Here is a 20,615-nt window from a genome sequence, read left to right as displayed (position 1 = left end):
TAAACATGAGTTCTACGTATAGCGGAGACAAAAAGGTTTACGTCCGGAATTGGGCAGAGCTTGTCAGGCCCGAACAGCTGGAAAAGGATTCGAAGAGCGACGCCATGTATGGGCGGTTCGTCTGCGAACCCCTTGAACGGGGGTTCGGGACCACCATCGGTAATGCGTTGCGTCGGGTCCTGCTGTCCTCGTTGCAGGGCGCTGCGCCCGTGTCGGTCAAGATTCAGGGCATTCAGCATGAATTCACGACCATCCCGGGCGTCAACGAAGATGTCACGGACATCGTCCTCAACCTCAAGCAGCTGCGCGTGGCCATGAACACGCCTGAACCTCAGCGGGTTCAGCTCATCGCCAACGCCAAGGGCGAGGTCAAGGCTTCGGCCATTGTAGAGAACCAGCATATCAGAATCCTCAACCCGGAACTGCACATCGCCACCCTGTCCGAGGATATCGACCTCGTCATGGACCTGGAGATTCGCATGGGCAAGGGCTACGTGCCCGCCGAAATGCACGAGGATCTGGACAACGAAATCGGCGTGATCACTCTTGACTCGAGCTTCTCCCCCATCCGCAAGGTTGCGTATGCAGTGGAGCAGGCGCGTGTCGGTCAGATGACCAACTACGACAAGCTGATCATGGAAGTGTGGACGGACGGCTCCATCACGCCTGACGACGCACTCGCCTACAGCGCCAAGATTCTGAAGGAACAGCTGACCGTCTTCATCAATTTCGACGAAGGGTCGGCCGACATCGAGAAGGCCAAGACCAAGCCTCAGGACAAGATCAACGAGAATCTCTTCAAGAACATCGAGGACCTGGAGCTGCCCGTACGGGCCAGCAACTGCCTCAAGAGCGCCGGTATCCACATTGTCGGCGAACTGGTTCAGAAGACCGAGGCTGACCTGCTCAAGACCAAGAACTTCGGCCGGAAGTCCCTTGAGGACATCCGCCGGGTGCTGGAGAGCATGGGACTGGATTTTGGCATCAGAGTCGATAATTTCGATGAATTGTACCAGGATTGGTTAAAGAGGAACGAAGAAGATGAGGCATAGAAACTCTGGTCGAAAACTGGGGCGCACGTGGGAGCACCGCAAGGCCCTGATGAAGAATATGGCCCGTTCCCTGGTCGAGCACGAGCGCATCCGGACCACGGAAGCCAAGGCCAAGGAACTGCGCATCCTGGCCGACAAGTTGGTCACCATGGCCCTCGTGGACAGCCTGCACGCCCGTCGTCAGGCTTACTCGATATTGGGCAGCCACCACAGCGTGCAGAAGCTCTTCAATGAGATCGGCCCTCGCTTCAAGGATGTCCCCGGCGGCTACACCCGCGTGGTCAAGTTCGGCATCCCGCGTGTCGGAGACAGCGCGCCCATGGCCATGATCGAATTCACGCGTCTGGCCGAATCGGCGACCGCTGAAGAAGCCGGCAAGAGCGAAGAATAGTTGATAAAAAATAAGGCAGCACCGCTGCCTTATTTTTTGCCTGCATCTATTGCTTTTATCTATGCCAAGGATTGCTCTTTATGGACATTCGGAAGATCGAAGCGTTTTCAAAGGTCTATGAAAACCGCAGTTTCTCACGGGCCGGAAAGGAACTCTATCTTTCCCAGCCGACCATCAGCGCGCATGTCGCCGCGCTGGAGCAGGAACTCGAGGTCCAGCTGTTCGACCGCATCGGCAGGACTGTCGTTCCGACCAAGGCGGGGGACGTGCTCTATCAGCACGCCAAGCGCATCTTCGAGGCCTCGGAGCTGGCGATTTCAGAAATCCGGAAGCTTCAGGACCGCATCACCGGCAAACTCAACCTCGGCGGGAGTACCATTCCGGCCAATTACATCCTGCCGCCTCTTCTGGCCAGATTCTGGCAGACCTATCCCGAAGTCATCATGGATCTGCACATCGGCGACACCGAGGACATCGTCAGCCGGGTGCGAGACAACGCGCTCATGCTCGGGGTTGTCGGCGGGCATTTCGAGGCCCCGGATCTGCATTTCGAGCCCATCGCGACGGACTCTCTCATGCTTGTCATGACGCCGGCCCTCAAAGAGCGGTATGCGCATCTCGGGGCCGAGGAGTTGCTCCGCAGCCTGCCGTGGGTCATGCGCGAGGAGGGTTCCGGCACGAGAATGGCCATGGCGGCGAGCCTGGCCGGCTTCTCCATCGACGTGAATTCGCTGCGCACCGTCATGATGGTCCGCAATGCAGGCGCCATGGCACGCTGCCTTTCGGCGGGCATGGGCGCAGCCATAACTTCTGCGATTACCGTCGCTCCTGAACTTCGATCGGGGCAGTTGGTCTCCGTTGACTTGCCGGGCCTGCAGATGAATCGCTCGTTTTACGTCGTGTTCAATACGAGGCGATCGCTCTTTCCGGCTGCCCTGAAATTGATCGAATATCTCAAAAACAACGCAGAAAACCAGGTGAGGACACAATCGTGAACAAGACGCCTCTGGTACAGACGGTCTCCGCCGCCGGTTGAGCCTCCAAGCTCTCTCCAGGGGACCTGGAGAAGGCGCTTTGTGGGCTGGATGTCGGCCTTGACGACCGCATTCTGACGGGGATGGGCAACAGCGAGGACGCCGCCGTCGTCCGATTCCCTCCCGGGAAGGCTTTGGTGCAGACCCTCGATTTCTTCACGCCCATCGTCAACGACCCCTTCCGATTCGGACAGATCGCCGCCGCCAATTCCCTGTCGGATGTCTATGCCATGGGCGGCGAAGCATACGCTGTCATGAATATCGTCTGCTTCCCGTCCTCGACGATGGATATCTCGGTGTTGCGCGAGATACTCCGCGGCGGCCTGACGAAGATACGGGAGGCCGGCGCAATGCTCGTTGGAGGTCACAGCGTCCAGGACAAGGAACTCAAGTACGGACTCTCGGTGTCCGGCATCATCGATCCTGACCGCTATGCGACCAATGCCGGGCTTCGGCCCGGCGACAACCTGATTCTGACCAAGCCCATCGGTTCCGGAGTCCTGGCGACGGCTGTAAAGGCCGGTTGGGACGGCGCCGAAGCCGACGAGGACGAGCTCTTCAGGTGGGCGTCGCGGTTGAACAAGAACGCGGGCGCAGCCATAGCCTCTTTCGGCCTGCGCGCGGCCACTGACGTCACGGGGTTCGGGCTGGGAGGGCACCTGCTGGAGATGGCCACGGCCTCGGACTGCACCGTCCGTCTCCATACGGCTGCCGTGCCAATCATGGGTCGCGCGGCGGAACTGGGGGCAGTCGGGCTTTTGCCGGCCGGCAGCCATGCCAACAGGCATTACTGCGACAGGACCGTTTTGCAGCTCCGGGGCCTTGACCCGGTCAAGGTGGATCTCATGTTCGACGCGCAGACTTCGGGGGGGATGGTGCTGGCCGTTCCGCCAAAACTGGTCGAGGAGGTCCGGGCGTGGCTTGAGGCTCACGGCGACCTGGCCGCGATCGTTGGCGACGTTGAGCGGCTGCGCGGCGACGGCAGGCGCCTTGTCCTGTGCTGACGATTGAAATCAGCCGGAATTCCGGCGAGTTCGAATCGGTCCACGTCGAGACGGGCCGCTCCTTTCTGAGCGCGCTGTTCGAGGCCGGCGTCGGCCGCGGTCGACTTGTGTGCGGCGGTAGCGGGTTGTGCGGGAAATGCAGGATTCGCTTCCTGGCCTCGCCGCCCATGCCGTGCGCGGAAGATTTCCAGCGCCTCGGCGCGGAAGACGTGGCGGCCGGGTGGCGCCTGGCCTGTCGGCATGCGGTGGCATCTCCGTGCCGGATAGAGGACCCGGGCCCGCCGCCGGCCATGCCGAAGTCCGAGCGCGCCGACGGACTTGCGGTGGATGTCGGGACAACGCGCATCAAATGGGCCCTGCAGCGGGGCGGGGAACGTGGCGCCGAATACGCCGTGTTCAACCCGCAGATGGCAGTTGGCAGTGAAATCATGTCCCGGTTGCGCTACGCCCTGTCGTCTCCGGAAGGGCGTAGCCACCTCCGGGAATCCGTGCTGCGGGTGCTGCGGGACGTGGTCGGCGCAAGCGGCGCCACGGCCATGGCCCTTTCCGCGAACAGCGCCATGGTCTCCATCCTGCTTGACGTTCCCCTGGCCGGCCTGGCCTACGCTCCGTACAGCCTGCCGTGGCCGGGAGGGGAAGTTGTCCGCCTCGACCCCGGCTTGCCTCCGGCCTACGTCCCGCCGCTGCTGGGGCCGTTCATCGGGGCCGACATAAGCGCCGGTCTGGCCTGCATTGCCGCGCAACGCCCTCGCTACCCCTATATCCTCGCCGATCTCGGGACCAACGGGGAGTTCGTCCTCGCACTGGATGAACACCGGTATTACGCCTGCAGCGTGCCCATGGGGCCGGCCATCGAGGGTGTGGGGCTGTGCTGCGGGGCCCCCGCCGGAGATGGCGTCCTGAGCAGGGCGGAACTCACTCCCGGCGGGTTGCGATGGGACACGCCGAACATGACGGCCATCTCCGGGACGGGCTACATGTCCGTCCTGGCGCTGCTGCTCCGATTGGGGCTTGTCGGTACGGACGGCCATTTCCGGGAGGGGACGATGCCCCTTGCGCGCAAGGTCGGGACGCGAGTGCGCGAACACCCGTTGGGTAGAGTTTTCGGACTGGAGGGAGACGTTTTCCTGGCGGAGCGGGATATCGAGGAGTTTCTCAAGGCCAAGGCCGGCGTCAACGTGGGCCTCAGGACATTGGTCGGGCTGGCCGGTCTGGCCGAAGGGGACGTGGAGACGGTCTACCTGGCCGGCGCTCTCGGGGAGCATTCGCAGACCGAGGACCTCGTTGCCCTGGGCTTCCTGCCCGAGGTCTGGGCGGATCGGGTCCGCATGGCCGGCAACACGTCACTGGCGGGCACGTTGCTGGCCCTGCGTGATGAGGGGACCCGGCGTTGGCTCGCCGGGTTGCCCCCGTTGGTCAGGGTGGAATCGCTGGTGGAGAGGGATGATTTCGGCCCCGCGTTCATGAAGGCCATGCGTTTCGCATGGGCGTAGCGGGAGGCTGTGGACCGTCAGGTTACAGCTTGGCGCCGATGGCGTCGTGAATGCGCCGCGAGGCCTGCTCGTCGCCCAGGTACCCCACCCGGATGGATATCTCCGTGGTTGTCGAGCTCTGAGCCTTGAGGATGATCCATGCCTCGCGGTCTGCGTCGCGGGTCTTGATTGTGGCCTGGCTCAGCTGTTTTTCGCGTTCGAGTACGGGCAGCCCGAGGGATTCGCAGCCGGCGATGCTCGCCTGGTATGCGCCGTCGAGATTCACATTGTAGGTCTTTTTCAACTGGCCTGCGACATAGGTGTATGTTCCCACCGCAGCCGCGCCGCCGACCACGACGGCCGCGCATCCCGTGCAGAGCAGCACGAGGAGTATGGCCAGGTTCCGTATGGCTCTCATAGGTCGTTCCTCCGTTTTTCCATGTCCTACGTTTTTTCCGGATCGAAGAAAAGGGAGTTCACTCGACGGCCAGGATCTCCTGGACGGCCAGTTCGATCTGCATCAGGCCGTTGAACTTTGACAGGCGGGGGGTGTAGGCGATCTTGGCCTGCCTGCCCTCAAGCGGCGTGTCCTGCCAGCGTTCGCCCTGGCGCCAGGCGACGGCGCGGAGGCTCGTTCCGTCGGTGGTGTCGGAGAGGTGGAGCTCCAGGTGCTTCTTCTGGCTGAAAAAGCGGTGCCGCAGGATGTTCAGGGGCGGCGAGAGAAAGATGGGTCTCGGGTTGCCCTGCCCGTAGGGCTGCAGCAGTTCCAGCTCCTTGAGCAGTGTGTGGTCGATGACGGAGAAGGGCAGTTCGGCGTCCAGTTCCAGGACGGGCGGCGCCGGATTCGCCCCGAGCTGTTCCTCTACGGCCCAGGCAAAGAGGTCCTTGAGGTTGGACAGTTGGAACGGTTCGAGCTTGAGTCCCGCGGCCTGACGATGCCCCCCGAACTTGTAGAGGCACTGTTTGCAGGACAGCAGGGCCTGATAGAGGTCGAAGGTGGGGGTGGAGCGCCCGGAGCCCTTGAAGATGCCGTTTTCCTTGGTCAGGATGAGGCAGGGGCGGTGGAAGCGTTCCACGATGCGCGAGGCGACGATGCCGATGATGCCCGAGTGCCAGTGCTCGGAGTGCAGGACCAGCCCCGGGAGGTGGAGCTGGGATTCGGCCTGGGCGATGGCCTCTTCAAGGATGCGCTGCTCCTCGACCTTGCGCTTGGTGTTGAGCCGGTCGAGTTGCTCGGCCATGATGCGGGCCTCGTCGCGGTTTTTCTCCAGAAGCAGGCGCACGGCCAGGTCCGGGTCGCCGATGCGGCCGGCGGCATTGATGCGCGGGGCCAGGGCGAAGCCGATGGCCCCTGTGCCGACGCTCTCCTCCGGCGTCATGCCGCTTATTTCCTTGAGGGCCTGGATGCCGAAGCGGCGGCCTTCCTTGATGAGGAGCAGGCCGTTCTTGACCAGGATCCTGTTCTGGTCGTCCAGCGGGACCACGTCGGCCACGGTGCCGAGAGCGACAAGATCCAGGAAATCCCGGATGTCGGCCGGAGGACCCGGCAGGATGCGGTTCAGGGCGCCCATGAGCAGAAAGCTCACGCCTACTCCCGAGAGGTTGGGCGAGGGCCAGCCTTCGAGCTTGGGATTGATGATGATGTCGGCGTCGGGAAGTTCCTGTCCGGGCAGGTGATGGTCGGTGACGATGACCTGCATGCCCAGTTCCCGGGCCGCGCGGATCTCTTCGGTGTTGGCGATGCCGCAGTCCACGGTCAGCAGCAGCCCGACGCCCTTTTCGGCCAGATCCCGAATGCCTTCCAGGTGCAGGCCGTAGCCGAAATCGAGCCTGTCGGGGATGAAGTGCAGTATGTCGATGCCCCGGGCGGCCATGAAGTCCTTGACCAGAGCCGTGGCCGTGATGCCGTCCACGTCGTAGTCGCCCCAGACGGCGATCCTCCGCCCCGATTCGACGGCTTGGCGCAAGAGCTCCGCTCCCGCCTCGATGCCGGGCCACCGGTCCAGGGGGTGCAGGTAGCGCAGGCCGGGGCTCAGGAATTTGTCCATTTCCCCTTCGGATGTCAGGCCGCGCAGCGAGAGCAGGTGGATCAGCAACGGGCTGACCTCGAGGCGCCGGGCAAGCCGCTCCTGCTCGGCCCGGGTGAGGGCCGCCTCGGGCGGTGGGGTCTTGAGCCTCCAGGTGGGCTGGCTATCCGACATGGGCCTATCCGGAAAAACGGTGGATGACGCTTTGACAGTCAAGGGTCAGAAGTATAATTGTTTTTGGCTCGACTGCAAGAGCTTTGATTTCTTGAATTTTTGATCCGGTCAAACCGGCCGTAATTGTTGCCTATCTTGGTCAGCGAGGTTTCATGGACATCACATTCAGCCCCATCTCCCTGGAGGGGCAGACAGAATACAACCGGCATCTGGCGCTGTGCGGCCAGAAGCCGTCGGACTACAGTTTCGTCAACCTGTGGGGTTGGGGCCGGGAATACGGCCTGGAGTGGGCTTTCCTCGACGGGTATGTGCTCATCAGACAGACCTTCCCCCAGACCCTGTACTGGGCTCCGGTGGGCGACTGGAAGAACGCGGACTGGGAGAAATTGCGCGACGCCCTTCCGGGAGACGCGTGCTTCATCCGCATCCCCGAACAGCTCAAGATCATCTGGGAGACGACGATCCCCGGCATCCGGGTCGAGGAATGCCGCGACCATTGGGACTATCTCTACGACGTGACCGAACTCGTCGAGCTCAAGGGACGCAAGTTCCACAAGAAGAAGAACCTGCTGAACCAGTTCCTGCGCGACTACGACGCGCGCTTCGTGCTGCTGGACGAGAAGACCGTGGAGTGCGCCCTGGCCCTGCAGACGGACTGGTTTCTGTGGCGCAACACGGAGAACGACCGGACCCTGGAAGCCGAAAACCTGGCCATCGTCAAGGTCATGCACGACTGGTCGCGCCTGCACGGCCTCATCGGCGCCGGTCTGATGGTCGATGACAAGATGATCGCCTACACCATCGCCGAGGCCCTGGACGAGACGAGCGTCGTCATCCATTTCGAAAAGGGGTGTCCCAATTTCAAGGGAGTGTACCAGGCCATCAACCAGATGTTTCTGGAGCGGTGCTGTCAGGGGTTTCAGGTCGTCAACAGGGAGCAGGACCTGGGAGACGAGGGCCTGCGCAAGGCCAAGATGAGCTACAACCCGTCGGGCTTTTTGCAGAAGTACTCGGTCTGCCTGCGCGGCTAGGCCGGCTGCTCAATCTTCTCCCAGTAGCCGCAATCCTTCTTCGGGCAGGCCAGGTGGGGGCCCTTGGCCTTGGACTCCTTGCGCACCAGAATCTTGGACGCGCAGAGGGGGCACGGTTTGGCCACGGGGTAGTCCCACACGGCGTAGTCGCATTTGGGGTACTTGCTGCAGGAATAGAAGGGCTTGCCGCGGCGGCTGGTTTTCTCCACCAGTTCCCCGTCGCACCCTTCGCGGGGGCAGGCCACGCCGGTGCCCACCGATTCGGCGTGCCGGCATTCGGGGTAGTTGGAGCAGGCCACGAAGCGGCCGCCGGTCTTGGTCTTCTTGACCACGAGGCGGCCGGTCTTGCATTTGGGGCACAGGCCCAGTTCCTCGGGGGCCTCCTCCTTGACCAGCTGGATCTGCCCGGCTGCGTCGCGCGTGTAGTTGCTGGTGAAGGCGCAGGAGGGGTAGTTGACGCACCCCAAAAACGTGCCGTTCTTGCCGAACTTGACCACCAGCCGTCCGCCCTCGCACTGCGGGCACGAGAGGCCCGTGTCCATGCCGGCCTTGACCTGGGCCATGGTTTCGCGGGCCTTGTCCAGGGTGGGGTAGAAATCCTTGGCGAAATCCTTCAGCAGTTCCACCCAGTCCGTGTCGCCCTCGGCCACGTGGTCGAGGCCTTCCTCCATGCGCGCCGTGAAACCGGCGTCCATGAGCTGTCCGAAATGCTCCACCAGCAGGTCGCAGACGATGACGCCCAGGTCCGTGGGCTCGAAGTGCTTTTCGGCCATGCGCACATAGTCGCGTTCGGTCAGGGTCGAGATGATGGCGGCGTAGGTGGAGGGGCGGCCGATGCCAAGCTCTTCGAGCCGGTGCACCAGGGACGCTTCGGAGAATCTGGCCGGCGGCTGGGTGAACTTCTGCTCCTTGTGCCGCTTGTCCAGGCGCAGCTCCTGCCCCTTTTCCAGGCCCGGCAGGGTCGCCGTGGCCGAGTCCTCGACCTGGGGCCAGACGCGCAGGAAGCCCGGGAAGATGAGGCGCTCGCCCTTGGCCCGCCACTGGGCCGGGCCGCTGGCCACGGTCACGACCGTGTCCCAGAAGCGGGCCGAGGCCATCTGCGAGGCCATGAAGCGCTCCCAGATGAGGCGGTAGAGCTTGTACTGCTCCGGGGGCAGGGCGTTCTTGATGGAGTCCGGGGTCAGTGACGGGTCCACGGGGCGGATGGCCTCGTGGGCGTCCTGGGCCGAACCCTTGCTTTTGTAGACCCTGGCCGTCTTGGGGTAGAAATCCGGGCCGAGGTTGGCCGTGATCCACTCGCGGGCCGCGTCGCGGGCCTCGTCGGAGACGCGCACCGAGTCGGTACGCATGTAGGTGATCAGCGCCGTGGTGCCGCGCTCGCCCAGTTCCACGCCTTCGTAGAGGCGCTGGGCCACGGACATGGTCCGCTTGGCGTTGAAGCCGAGCTTGTTGCTGGCGTCCTGCTGCAGGGTGGAGGTGATGAAGGGCGGGCGCGGCTGGCGCTGGCGCTCCTTCTCGACCACGTCCTCCACCAGGAACGGCTGACCCGCGATGCGCCCTTCCAGGGCCAGGGCCGCGCCCTCGTCGCCGATGACGGGTTTGGCGCCGTCGACCTTCCACAGGTCGGCCTCGAAGGGCGGGGGCGTGACACCCTGCAGCGCGACCTTGAAGACCCAGTACTCCTCGGAGACGAAGGCCTGGCGTTCGCGCTCGCGGTCCACGATGAGGCGCAGGGCCACGGACTGGACCCGGCCGGCGGACAGCCCGCGCTTGACCTTCTTCCAGAGGAGCGGAGAGATCTTGTAGCCCACGAGCCGGTCCAGGATGCGTCTGGCCTGCTGGGAGTCGAAGAGGGGCTTGCGCAGTTCGGTCGGGTGGGCCAGGGCCTCTTTGACCGCCTTGGCCGTGATCTCGTTGAACTGGATGCGCTTGAGATTGGTGTTGGAGCCCTTGATGATCTCGGCCACGTGCCAGGCGATGGCCTCGCCCTCGCGGTCGGGGTCCGGGGCCAGGTAGACCGTGTCGGCCGCCTTGGCTGCGGATTTGAGCTTGCTGACGACCTTGGCCTTGCCGGGGATGATCTGATACTCCGGCGTGAAGTCGTGTTCCTCGTCCACGCCGAGGGTCTTGGCCGGGAGATCCCGCACGTGACCCACGGACGCTTCCACTTCGTAACCGCTGCCCAAAAACTTCTTGATGGTTTTGATTTTGGCGGGTGATTCGACGATGATTAAGTCCTTGCCCATAATGTTTGGGGCCTATATCCAGATTCCGAAGCGCAGGGCAAGGGGTATTTCCCGCCATTCCCGTGCTTGTCCCCGTGACGGGTTTTCAACCCGGCAATATCCTTTTACAAAGATCGCATGGAAATGACGCAAAGCACATACAAAGCCGGCTTCATCGCCCTCATCGGGCCCCCCAACGCCGGGAAATCCACCTTTCTGAACGCCGTCCTGGGAGAGAAGATCGCCATCGTCTCGCCCAAGCCCCAGACCACCCGCACGAGCATCACCGGCATCCGCACCACGGCCGAGGAGCAGATCGTCTTCCTGGACACGCCCGGCATCCACGCCGCCCGCGGCAAGCTGAACCGCTTCCTGGTCGACGCGGCCTGGGGCGCGGTGCAGGAGGCCAACGGCGTGGTGCTGTTCCTCGACGGCTCCAAGTACGCGGGCAACGCCAAGGCCCTCGAACGCGACCTGAGGCCCATGGCGGCCAAGCTCGGGACTCTGGGCGTGCCCATGGCCGTGGCCCTGAACAAGGTCGACCAGATCAAGCCCAAGGAGCGCCTGCTGGGCCTGCTGGCCGATTGCGCCGCCCTCTGGCCGGGCGTCGAGCTCGTCCCCGTATCGGCCAGGACCGGCGAGGGCCTGGAGACGCTTCTGAAGATCATCCGCGAGTTCCTGCCGCTCAGCCCGCCGCTCTTCCCCGAGGACCAGCTGAGCACGGCCTCGGTGCGCTTCCTGGCTTCGGAGATCATCCGCGAGAAGCTTTTTCTGGGCCTCGAACAGGAATTGCCCTACAACGTGGCCGTGGAGATCGAGAGCTGGGAGGAACTCCCGGAGCAGAACATGACCATGATCTCGGCCACGATCTATACGTCAAAAAACAGTCACAAGGGCATGATCGTCGGCCGGCAGGGTCAGAACCTCAAGAAGGTCGGCCAGCTGGCCCGTCAGGAGATCAAGGGCCTGCTGGGCGGCAAGGTCCATCTGGAGCTGTGGGTCAAGGTCCGCGAGGGATGGACCGAAGACGGGCAGTTCATGATTTCCCTGGGCCTGGGATCCTGAGGAGGGTCGGCATGGACGCGGCGGAGATGAGGGCGAGGTGGCGCGAGGTGCTGGAGCGCATGGCCGCGGCGGCCCGCACGGCCGGGCGCGAGGCCGGGGACGTGCGCCTGGTGGCCGTGTCCAAGCTGCACCCCGCCGACGCAGTGAGGGCCCTGTACGAGGCCGGGCAGCGGGAGTTCGGGGAGAACTACGTGCAGGAGGCCGAGGCCAAGATGGCCGCCCTGCCCCCGGAAATTTCGTGGCATTTCATCGGGCACCTGCAGACGAACAAGGTCAGGAACGTGGTGGGGCGATTCAGCCTGATCCACGGCGTCGACTCCCTGAAGCTGGCTCGTTCGTTGCATGACAGGGCCCGTGCCATGGGCCTGGTGCAGGACGTGCTCGTACAGGTCAATCTTGCGGGCGAGAGCCAGAAGAGCGGCATCCTCGAAGGGGATTTGCCGCCGCTGGCGGAGTTCCTGGCGGGCTGCGAGCATCTGCGGTGGCGGGGGCTCATGCTCATGCCCCCGTTCTTCGACGACCCGGAGCGGGCGCGACCCTGGTTCGCGCGCCTGCGCGGTATGGCCGAGTCCCTGCGTGCAGGCTTCGGGCTCCCGCTTTCAGACCTGTCCATGGGCATGACCGGGGACTTCGAGGCCGCCATCGAGGAAGGGGCCACGCTGGTGCGCATCGGCACGCGGATATTCGGGGAACGCGACACGAACTAACGGCCAAAGGGGACGCTTGACTTATGGATCTGGCCACCATCATCGGAATTTTGGTCGCATTCGGGCTGGTCATCGCGGCACTGGGCGGCGACTTCATGCTCTTTTTCGACTTCTCCTCGGTCCTCATCGTCTGCGGCGGCACCCTCGGCGCCGTGCTGGTGACATACCCCCTGGAGAGCGTGCTCGGGGTGGCGCGCATCATGGGCAAGACCTTCGCCTCCAAGGCCCAGGAGCCCGGGGAGCTCATCGCGCAGTTCACGGACTACGCCACCCGCGTGCGCCGCGAGGGCATCCTGTCCCTGGAGGCCCACCTCAAGAACATCCCCGACGACTTTCTGCGCAAGGGCCTGCAGCTGACCGTCGACGGCCTCGACCCCCAGCTCATCCAGGAGATCCTGGAGACCGAGATCGCCTGCCTGGAGGAACGCCACCTCAAGGGGGCGGAGATCCTGCAGACGTTCGGCACGCTGGCGCCGGGCATGGGCATGGTCGGCACCATCATCGGCCTGGTGCTCATGCTCAAGCGCATGAACGACCCGAGCACCATCGGGCCGGCCATGGCCGTGGCCCTGCTGACCACGTTCTACGGCGCGATCCTGGCCAACCTCGTCTTCAACCCCATGGCCGGGAAACTCAGGGCCCGCAGTCGGGAAGAGGTGCTGGTGCGGACCATGATCGTCGAGGGGATCATGTCCATCTCGCGGGGCGAGAACCCCCGCATCCTTGAAGAGAAGATGAACAGCTACCTGCCGCCCAAGGAACGCAGGTTCAGACCCTGAGGGCCGGCCGGGGGACGCCATGCTCAAGCGCAGGGAGAAACGTCAGGAACCCGACTCGGGGCTCCCGTCCTGGATGATCACCTTTTCGGACATGGTCACCCTGATGATGACGTTTTTCATCGTGCTGGTGTCCATGGCCTCCATGACGGACGTCTACAAGCGCAAGGTGGCCCTGGGCTCGGTTTCCGGCACTTTCGGAACGGGCGCCCCGAGCCTGGACGATCTGACCACCTCCGACACCCGTACGCGGGTCGACCCCGGCCCCATCAACGTTTTCCACGACCTTTCGCCGGTCAAGGAGCGGCTGCAGGAAGACCCGGACAAGGATCTGCGCTTCGAGTCCAACCGGTTCATCCAGCGCCTGTCCATGGATGCCGCGGCCCTGTTCGCGCCCGGGACTGCCGATCTGACCGAGCACGGACGGGCCCTGCTGGCCAGGGTTCTGCCCGTTGTGGCCGCGAGCGCGTATCCCCTCGGCCTGTCGGGGCACACGGCCGAGGGCATGGACGAATTCGGGCCGGACTATCTGCCCAAGCCGTGGGTCAAGGTCGATTTCTCCTGGGAGCTTTCCCTGGCCCGGGTCGTGGCCGTGTATCGTTATTTTCTCGAGGCCGGCATTGGGCCGGACAAGCTGCGTCTGGAGGCCTACGGCCGCTTTCGGCCGCGCGTCGGCGGGGACAGCCGCGAAGGCCGGCAGGCCAACCGGAGGGTGGAACTCACCCTGGACCGCCGCATCGGCAGCTGGAGCGCCGAGCTGGCCGCGCAGAAGGCGCTGGAGGAAGAGAAGGCGCGCGTGAAGGACAGCTTCAGCGTGGACGATTTCCTCTTCCGCTTCGACATGCCGGGGAAGCCCTGAGATGGCCCTCAAACGCAAACCTTACCGGCGCATGGTGGCGGGGGCGGCCTGGATGGTCACCTTCGCGGACATGGTCACCCTCCTGCTGGCCTTTTTCGTGCTGCTTTTGTCCATGTCCTCCATGGACCGGTCGGTGCTGCGCGACGTGGTCTCGAATTTCGCGGGCGACATGGGTCTGGCCCCGAAGAAGGGCGCAGGCAGGATTCCGACGCGCTTCACCCTCGTGCAGATGGCTATCGAGAACCCGGCCGACGTGCTGGAGAACCCGCAGCGCATCAAGGACCTGCTTTTCCCGGACGAAGTCCTGCCCGAGGGCATGTCGAGGAGCACTCTGAACGCCAATCTTCAGATCCTGGCGCGGCCCGAGGGCCTGGCCCTGGTGCTGTCCGACGGGCTGCTCTTCGAGACCGGCGGGAGCGAGCTCAGCGAAGGCAGCCGCAAGCTGCTGGCCGAGTTCGCCAGATTTCTGGCCACGACGACCATGCCGGTCAACGTGGCGGGTTATACGGACAACGTTCCAGGGGCGACCAAGGACAACTACGTCCTGTCCGCGGAGCGGGCCATGGCCGTGCTCGGATTCTTTCTGCAGACGGGTTTCGATCCCGGACGGTTTTCGGTTTCCGCCTATGGCGAGGCCTTTCCTCTGGGCGACAACGCCACGCCCGAAGGCCGGGCCAGGAACAGGCGTGTGGAAATATTATTGAAAACCACAGGCAGAACGTATCTTTAGGCCCGGTTTTCGCATGAACGACGAAGGAGGGACAAATGGCCGACAAAAAAGCGCAGGCCCCGGAAAAGGAAGCCAAGAAAAAGGGCGGAAAGCTCAAGCTGATCATCATCCTGGTCCTGGTGCTGGCCGTGCTGGGCGGCGGCGGGTTCGCGGCCTGGAAGTTCTATCTGCAGCCCAAGATGGCGGGCGATGCGGCGGCCGAGAACGGCGCGCCGGCCGATGGCGAGAAGGCCTCGGCAGAGAAGGGCGAAGGCGAGAAGAAGGCTGACGCGGCGTCCGCAACCGGCGGCCAGCTGGTCACCCTCGACGCCTTTGTGGTCAACCTGTCCGATCCCATGGGCCGACGCTACCTGAAGACCACCATGGACGTGGAGGTGGCCGACGCCGCGGCCGCGGCCGCGCTGACAGCGGCCATGCCCAAGGTCAAGGACACGCTCCTGCTCCTGCTGTCGAGCAAGACCTTCGAGGAGATCAGCAGCATGGATCGCAAGATCGAACTCAAGAACCAGATCGTTGAGCGCCTGAACCAGATTCTGGGCAAGGGCAAGGTGCGCAACGTATATTTCACGGAATTCGTGGTCCAGTAGGGCCTGCGGGAAGTCTATGAGCAAGATCCTGAACCAGGACGAGGTCGATGCCCTGCTGCGGGGCATCTCGGGCGGGGAGATCGAGACCGAAGAGGAGATCGTCGAGGATCAGAGCGGCGTCGTGTCCTTCGACCTGGCCAACCAGGACCGCATCATCCGCGGCCGCATGCCGGTGCTCGAGATCATCAACGACCGCTTCTCTCGACTGTGCACCAGCGCCCTGGCCAACACCATGCGCAAGCGGGTGGACGTGAACCCCATCTCCATCGACATGTCCAAGTTCGGGGACTTCATGCGCTCCCTGCCCGTGCCCACCAGCATCAACATCTTCAAGATCGACCCCCTGCGCGGCAACGCCCTGCTGGTGGTCGACACGCGCCTGGTCTTCTCCCTGGTTGAGAACTTTTTCGGCGGGGCGGGCAGCCAGCCCAAGATCGAGGGGCGTGACTTCACGCCCATCGAGCAGTCCATCATCGTCAAGGTGGTCAAGATCATCCTGGCCAACCTGGAGGACGCCTGGAGGCCGGTGCACGAGGTCAGCATCGAGCTCCTGCGCTCGGAGATCAACCCGCAGTTCGCGACCATCGTGCCGCCCAGCGACGTGGTCGTGGTCATCTCCTTCGAGGTGGAACTGGAGAACGCCCTGGGCTCCATGGTCCTGGCCCTGCCGTACGCGACCATCGAGCCCATCCGGTCCAAGCTGTACGCCGCCTTCCAGACCGAGCGCCTGGAGATCGACCACGCCTGGATCTCCCGCTTCCGGGACCGGCTCATGGAGACGCCCGTGGACGTGGGCGTGACCTTCGGCACGACGCAGATGACCGGCCGGCAGCTCCTCGACCTCAAGGTCGGGGACATCCTGCTCCTGGATCAGGACGAGGACGATCTCCTCACGGCCCGCATCCAGGGCGTGCTCAAATTTTTGGGACAGCCGGGGTTCGTCAAGGGAAACAAGGCCTTCAAGGTCATCAAGGAACAGGAACTCAATTACTAGGGGAACGGTATGGTCGAAGATCAGGACAAACTGGCGGCGGAGTGGGCCGCAGCCCTCGAAGAGCAGAGCGCAGCGGAGTCCGCCGGCGGAGGTGGGCAGGATCTGGCCGATGCCTGGAGCGCGGCCCTCAAGGAGCAGGACGCGGGCGGCTCGGACCAGGCTCTGGCCGAGGAGTGGGCCAAGGCCCTGGCCGACGAGGAGGAGGGCAAGATCCAGCGCGAGAAGAAGCAGAAGCAGCTTTCCGCCCAGAGTCGGGATTTTGAATACAAAGATTTGACGGGCGAGGCCAAGGCGCCCAAGCCCGACAACCTGCGCAAGGATCTGGACTTCATCCTCGACATCCCGCTGGAGGTCTCGGCCCAGCTCGGCAGCACCAAGCTCCTCATCAACGAGCTGCTGCAGCTCGGTCAGGGATCGGTCATCGAACTGAACAAGCTGGCCGGCGAACCCTTGGAGATCCTGGTCAACGGCAAGCTCGTGGCGCGCGGCGAGGCCGTGGTCATCAACGAGAAGTTCGGCGTGCGCCTGACGGACATCATCAGCCCCATCGAGAGGGTGAAGCAGCTTGGATAACGCAACCCTGACAGGCGCAGGCGCAGGGTTGGGACTGGCCGCCGTCAAGATGGCCGCGGCTCTGCTGCTCATCCTCGGGCTCATTTTTCTGGCCTTGGCGCTCCTCAAGCGTTTCGGGCTGGCCTCGCGCCTGCAGGGCCGCGGGGCGGGCACCCTGCGGATCGAGGAGCGCGTGGCCCTCGGCCCGCGCAAACAGCTGGTGGTGGTCCGCTTCTTGAATAGGCTTCTGGTGCTGGGCGTGACCGACGCCGGCATCAACCTGATCGCGGAGCACAAGGCAGACCATGACCCCACCCCGGATTTTCAGACCGCACTGGAGCGTGAAAGCGGCCAGGATTCTTCTTCCTAGCCTTCTCCTGCTCTTTCCCCTGGCGGCCCTGGCCCAGCAGGCCCCGAGCGTCCCGTCCCTGTCCCTGTCCCTGTCCAGCGCCCAGGCCGAGCCCCAGAAGGTGGCCGTGGCCCTGGAGGTCATGGCCCTGCTGACGGTCCTGTCCCTGGCCCCCGCCATCGTACTGACGGTCACGTCCTTCACCCGCATCATCATCGTCTTCCACTTCCTGCGGCAGGCCATGGGCACCCAGCAGATGCCGCCGAACCAGGTCCTGGCCTCCCTGGCCATCTTCATGACCGTGGTCATCATGATGCCCACGGGACGGACCATCAACGACACGGCCCTGCAGCCCTACCTGAAGGAAGAGATCGGGTACGACGTGGCCATCGAACGGGCCGAAACGCCCCTCAGGACGTTCCTGTTCAAGCACACCCGGGAAAAGGACCTGTCCGTGTTCTTTACCATCACGGGCCTCGAACGTCCCAAGAACAAGGAAGAGGTCCCGACCATGGTCCTCATTCCGGCCTATGTCATCAGCGAGCTCAAGACGGGCTTCCAGATCGGGTTTCTGATCTACATCCCGTTCCTGATCCTCGACATGGTCGTGGCGAGCATCCTCCTGTCCATGGGCATGATGATGCTGCCGCCGGTCATGGTGTCCCTGCCGTTCAAGATCCTGCTCTTCGTCATGGTCGACGGCTGGAACCTGCTCATCGGCTCCCTCGTCAACAGTTTCGTCTAGCCCGAGTCAAGGAGTGAACCCATGACCCCCGAATTCGTGATAGGTTTCGCGCGGCAGTCCATCGAACTTACCCTGGCCATCTCCCTGCCCATGCTGGGCGTGGGCCTGGGGGTCGGCGTGCTGGTCAGCATCCTGCAGGCCGCGACCCAGATTCAGGAGATGACGCTGACCTTCGTGCCCAAGATCATCGCCGTCTTCGTGGCGCTGCTTATTTCCTTCCCATGGATCATGGACAAGATGATCACCTTCACCCAGGACGTGTTCCTGAACTTCCCTCAGTACATCAAGTAGCCTCCCGCCTTCAGTTTCTTCGACGCAGCATCTCCGTCATGATCATGGCCCCCGCCTGGGCCACGTTCAGGGAGTCGAACCCGCCCCGCATGGGGATGGAGAGCATGGCCGCGCAGCGCTTGCCCACGTTCGGGCGCATTCCCTTGTCCTCGTTGCCGAGCACCAGCACCGCCGGGAAATCGAGCCTGGCCGTGAAGAGGTCCGTGCTTGCCGGCCCTGCCGCGGAGCCGTAGATCGTCAGGCCCGCTTCGGCGCAGGCGTCCAGGGCGCGGGCCAGGTTGACCACCTGGCACAGGGGCAGCCGGTCCAGGGCTCCCGCCGCCGCCTTTGCCGCGGCCGGGCCGATGAAGGCCGTGCGGTCGCGCGGGAAAAGAAGCCCAGCCCCGCCCAGGGCCAGCAGGGTGCGGGCCAGGGTGCCGACGTTGCCGGGGTCCTGGACCTGGTCGAGAGCCAGGATGAGGGGAAAGGGGCAGCGGCCGGCTTCGGCGATGAGGCTGTCCAGGTCCACCAGTTGCCGTCCCCGCAGGCGGCCCACCACGCCCTGGTGGTTGCCGGGGAACATGCGGTCCAGTTCGGCGCGGCGCACCTTGCGGAAACGTACGCCGGCCTCCTTGCACTGGCTGAGGACGTCTCCAAGCCCGGGCGCGTCCTCGGCCAGAAAGACCGTGTCGAGGGTCTCGGGACGAGTGCGGAGAAGTTCGAGGACGGGCTTGCGGCCGGGGGTCAGATGGCTTCTGAGGTCGGAATTTTCGTTCATGTGCTGATCCGTGATGAGCCGGGCTGGCGGGTTTGCAATTTCGGTTTTTTTTCTGTAGCAGGGCAAAATGCTCGATCTCGCTGGGATGGATTTTTCGCGTCCCAGGGGCCAACATTTGACCAGGAGATTGTTTTGACAGTCGATATACGAGTGATCCTGCTCGCCGTCCTGTTGGCCCTTGCCGGGTGTATGCCCGCCAAGCAGGCCCAGAACCCGGCCTCTGTCGGACCGGGTGTGGACGTGACGGCGCAGGACGCCGGAGAGGCAGAGGATACATCCCCCGACTCCGGCAACGCCACCCAGGAAGTTTCGGCTCAGGACGAGGATGTCGACTACGTCGATGTCCTGCAGGGCCGGGAGGACATCCCCGCGGGCAGTGAGCTGTCCGCCGAGGAAAAAAGCATCCTCAGTGCGCAGATGTCCTTTCCTGTCGCCCTGGATACCGATGATAATGCGGAAGTCCAGCGCTATTTTCACTACTATGCCCATTCCCATCGGGGGACCATGGAAGGGTGGCTCAAGAGGGCCCAGGCCTATCTGCCGCACATCCGGGCGCGTTTTCTGGCCGAAGGCCTGCCCGAGGACCTCATCTACCTTCCTTTCGCCGAGAGCGGGTTCAACCCATTCGCCGTCTCCCCGGCCGGAGCCGGCGGCATCTGGCAGTTCATGCCTCAGACCGGCAGGATTTACGGGCTGACCGTGGACAGCTGGGTGGACGAGCGGCGCGATCCGTACAAGTCCACCGAGGCAGCCATCGCGTACCTGAAGAAGCTGTATGCCGAGTTCGGGGACTGGCCTCTGGCCCTGGCGGCGTACAATGCCGGCGAGGGTGCGGTGGGTCGGGCTCTGAAGAAGACCGGCAGCGAGGATTATTTCACCCTGTGCGAGGCCTCCGACGACCTGAAGAAGGAAACGAAACTGTACGTCCCCAAGTTTCTCGCCCTGGTCAAAGTGGCCAGGAACCTTGAGAAACTGGGCTTCGAACCCCTCGATCTCGACAGACGGCCCGCGACTCCTTCCAAGCTGAAGGCCGCTCCGGGTACGGATCTGCAGGCCATGGCCAAGAGCATGGGCATGGACTGGAAGTCCTTCCGGGAGCTGAACCCCGCCCTGCGCAAGCAGGAGGCGCCGCCCACGCGGTCCATACAGGTCGCGGTGCCCGGCCACCTCGTGGCCAAGGCTGAGGAGTTCCTGAGGAGGCCGGTCATCGTCAAACGCACGGAGTACGCCAGCCACAGGGTGCAGCCCGGCGATACCTGGTGGGGCGTGGCCAAGAAGTTTAACGTCCCGGTCAAGGATCTGCAGAAGGCCAACACGGTCAAGAAACTGAACGTGGGACAGGTCTTGCGCGTTCCCGGCCAGGCTTCGGGCGAAGGCGAGCCCGCCGTGGCCGAGACGAAGAAGTGGGCTTCCAAGCGGGCCAACTACGAGGTTCGGCAGGGCGACAGCGTATGGTCCATAGCCAAGCAGTTCGAGACCGATCCCTCGACCCTGCTGCAGGCCAACGGCCTGAAAGGTTCCGCAACCCTCAAGGTCGGCCAGAAGCTGTTCGTGCCCGACGCGGGCCGCGAGGAAACCAAGAAGGCCCAGGCCCAGGCCGAGAGCGTGCGCAAGGAACTGGTCAGCTATCAGGTCCGGCAGGGCGACACCCTGTGGTCCATCGCCAAGCGTTTCGGCGTGAGCGCCGAGGACCTGCTCAGCTGGAACAAGCTGGCGGCCAACAGTCACATCCGGCCCGGCGATCAGCTCAAGGTCTATTCCCGATAGTCGTTGCGGAAAGCGCGTGCGTCAGA

Annotated in this window: 22 protein-coding genes; 18 read left to right on the top strand and 4 right to left on the bottom strand. The window is 63.9% G+C overall.

Annotated features, from left to right (window positions below):
* Positions 1-5: 5 nt before the first annotated feature.
* From ACZ5AC_RS13800 to ACZ5AC_RS13780, 5 genes are all read left to right on the top strand, one after another.
* Positions 6-1,052, top strand: coding sequence for a DNA-directed RNA polymerase subunit alpha (locus ACZ5AC_RS13800; protein ID WP_464248176.1), 1,047 nt, complete (start codon positions 6-8; stop codon positions 1,050-1,052).
* Positions 1,042-1,443: a 50S ribosomal protein L17 gene (gene rplQ / locus ACZ5AC_RS13795; protein ID WP_464248175.1), complete on the top strand. Its 402-nt coding sequence runs from the start codon at positions 1,042-1,044 to the stop codon at positions 1,441-1,443. Before ACZ5AC_RS13800 ends, rplQ begins: the two co-directional genes overlap by 11 nt.
* Positions 1,444-1,523: 80 nt before the next feature.
* A complete protein-coding gene (locus tag ACZ5AC_RS13790) occupies positions 1,524-2,438 on the top strand; it encodes a selenium metabolism-associated LysR family transcriptional regulator (protein WP_464248174.1) in 915 nt (304 codons plus the stop codon).
* Positions 2,435-3,481: a selenide, water dikinase SelD gene (selD, locus tag ACZ5AC_RS13785; protein WP_464248173.1), complete on the top strand. Its 1,047-nt coding sequence runs from the start codon at positions 2,435-2,437 to the stop codon at positions 3,479-3,481. Before ACZ5AC_RS13790 ends, selD begins: the two co-directional genes overlap by 4 nt.
* Complete coding sequence (locus tag ACZ5AC_RS13780; protein ID WP_464248172.1) at positions 3,475-4,974, top strand: ASKHA domain-containing protein; 1,500 nt, start codon at positions 3,475-3,477, stop codon at positions 4,972-4,974. The genes selD and ACZ5AC_RS13780 overlap by 7 nt, the downstream gene beginning before the upstream one ends.
* Before the next feature lie 22 nt (positions 4,975-4,996).
* On the opposite strand, the gene ACZ5AC_RS13775 is transcribed toward ACZ5AC_RS13780, so the two are convergent.
* Both ACZ5AC_RS13775 and recJ read right to left on the bottom strand, forming a co-directional pair.
* Entirely contained in the window at positions 4,997-5,371 is a 375-nt protein-coding gene (locus tag ACZ5AC_RS13775; RefSeq protein ID WP_464248171.1) for a DUF3568 family protein, read from the bottom strand.
* A gap of 58 nt (positions 5,372-5,429) precedes the next feature.
* Complete coding sequence (gene recJ, locus ACZ5AC_RS13770; protein ID WP_464248170.1) at positions 5,430-7,154, bottom strand: single-stranded-DNA-specific exonuclease RecJ; 1,725 nt, start codon at positions 7,152-7,154, stop codon at positions 5,430-5,432.
* A 152-nt stretch (positions 7,155-7,306) separates the two neighbouring features.
* Here recJ and ACZ5AC_RS13765 point away from each other — a divergent pair, with 152 nt between their 5' ends.
* The gene (locus ACZ5AC_RS13765; RefSeq protein ID WP_464248169.1) at positions 7,307-8,185 is read left to right on the top strand and encodes a DUF2156 domain-containing protein; all 879 of its coding nucleotides are present in this window, start codon (positions 7,307-7,309) and stop codon (positions 8,183-8,185) included.
* Here ACZ5AC_RS13765 and topA read toward each other — a convergent pair.
* A complete protein-coding gene (gene topA, locus ACZ5AC_RS13760) occupies positions 8,182-10,431 on the bottom strand; it encodes a type I DNA topoisomerase (RefSeq protein ID WP_464248168.1) in 2,250 nt (749 codons plus the stop codon). The two genes, ACZ5AC_RS13765 and topA, sit on opposite strands and share 4 nt — an antisense overlap.
* A 123-nt stretch (positions 10,432-10,554) precedes the next feature.
* On the opposite strand from topA, the gene era reads away from it, so the two are divergent.
* Genes era through fliQ form a run of 11 tightly spaced genes read left to right on the top strand, consistent with a single transcriptional unit; the run spans position 10,555 to position 18,065 of the window.
* Positions 10,555-11,475: a GTPase Era gene (era, locus tag ACZ5AC_RS13755; RefSeq protein ID WP_464248167.1), complete on the top strand. Its 921-nt coding sequence runs from the start codon at positions 10,555-10,557 to the stop codon at positions 11,473-11,475.
* A gap of 11 nt (positions 11,476-11,486) precedes the next feature.
* Positions 11,487-12,182, top strand: a complete 696-nt coding sequence (locus ACZ5AC_RS13750; RefSeq protein ID WP_464248166.1) for a YggS family pyridoxal phosphate-dependent enzyme — start codon at positions 11,487-11,489, stop codon at positions 12,180-12,182.
* A gap of 23 nt (positions 12,183-12,205) precedes the next feature.
* Positions 12,206-12,961 carry a motility protein A gene (locus ACZ5AC_RS13745; protein WP_464248165.1) on the top strand — a complete coding sequence of 252 codons (756 nt, stop codon included), beginning with the start codon at positions 12,206-12,208 and terminating at the stop codon, positions 12,959-12,961.
* A gap of 19 nt (positions 12,962-12,980) precedes the next feature.
* Positions 12,981-13,817, top strand: a complete 837-nt coding sequence (locus tag ACZ5AC_RS13740) for an OmpA/MotB family protein (protein WP_464248164.1) — start codon at positions 12,981-12,983, stop codon at positions 13,815-13,817.
* Between the two features lies 1 nt (position 13,818).
* Positions 13,819-14,547: an OmpA/MotB family protein gene (locus tag ACZ5AC_RS13735; protein WP_464248163.1), complete on the top strand. Its 729-nt coding sequence runs from the start codon at positions 13,819-13,821 to the stop codon at positions 14,545-14,547.
* 35 nt (positions 14,548-14,582) lie between these two features.
* Positions 14,583-15,134: a flagellar basal body-associated FliL family protein gene (locus ACZ5AC_RS13730; protein WP_464248162.1), complete on the top strand. Its 552-nt coding sequence runs from the start codon at positions 14,583-14,585 to the stop codon at positions 15,132-15,134.
* Between the two features lie 16 nt (positions 15,135-15,150).
* A complete protein-coding gene (gene fliM, locus ACZ5AC_RS13725; protein WP_464248161.1) occupies positions 15,151-16,128 on the top strand; it encodes a flagellar motor switch protein FliM in 978 nt (325 codons plus the stop codon).
* Positions 16,129-16,137: 9 nt separating this feature from the next.
* The gene (gene fliN / locus ACZ5AC_RS13720) at positions 16,138-16,701 is read left to right on the top strand and encodes a flagellar motor switch protein FliN (protein WP_464248160.1); all 564 of its coding nucleotides are present in this window, start codon (positions 16,138-16,140) and stop codon (positions 16,699-16,701) included.
* Positions 16,694-17,050: a flagellar biosynthetic protein FliO gene (gene fliO, locus ACZ5AC_RS13715; protein WP_464248159.1), complete on the top strand. Its 357-nt coding sequence runs from the start codon at positions 16,694-16,696 to the stop codon at positions 17,048-17,050. The genes fliN and fliO overlap by 8 nt, the downstream gene beginning before the upstream one ends.
* The gene (gene fliP, locus ACZ5AC_RS13710) at positions 16,986-17,774 is read left to right on the top strand and encodes a flagellar type III secretion system pore protein FliP (RefSeq protein ID WP_464248158.1); all 789 of its coding nucleotides are present in this window, start codon (positions 16,986-16,988) and stop codon (positions 17,772-17,774) included. The genes fliO and fliP overlap by 65 nt, the downstream gene beginning before the upstream one ends.
* A 21-nt stretch (positions 17,775-17,795) precedes the next feature.
* Positions 17,796-18,065, top strand: a complete 270-nt coding sequence (fliQ, locus tag ACZ5AC_RS13705) for a flagellar biosynthesis protein FliQ (RefSeq protein ID WP_028576592.1) — start codon at positions 17,796-17,798, stop codon at positions 18,063-18,065.
* Between the two features lie 10 nt (positions 18,066-18,075).
* Here fliQ and ACZ5AC_RS13700 read toward each other — a convergent pair whose 3' ends face one another.
* The gene (locus ACZ5AC_RS13700; protein ID WP_464248157.1) at positions 18,076-18,822 is read right to left on the bottom strand and encodes a TrmH family RNA methyltransferase; all 747 of its coding nucleotides are present in this window, start codon (positions 18,820-18,822) and stop codon (positions 18,076-18,078) included.
* Between the two features lie 132 nt (positions 18,823-18,954).
* On the opposite strand from ACZ5AC_RS13700, the gene ACZ5AC_RS13695 reads away from it, so the two are divergent.
* Positions 18,955-20,589: a LysM peptidoglycan-binding domain-containing protein gene (locus tag ACZ5AC_RS13695; protein ID WP_464248156.1), complete on the top strand. Its 1,635-nt coding sequence runs from the start codon at positions 18,955-18,957 to the stop codon at positions 20,587-20,589.
* Positions 20,590-20,615 lie beyond the last annotated feature (26 nt).

Source organism: Desulfomicrobium aestuarii (genome assembly GCF_055385525.1).
The sequence above is the reverse complement of the archived record's forward strand: the minus strand, read 5'-3'. Positions and strand labels throughout refer to the sequence as shown.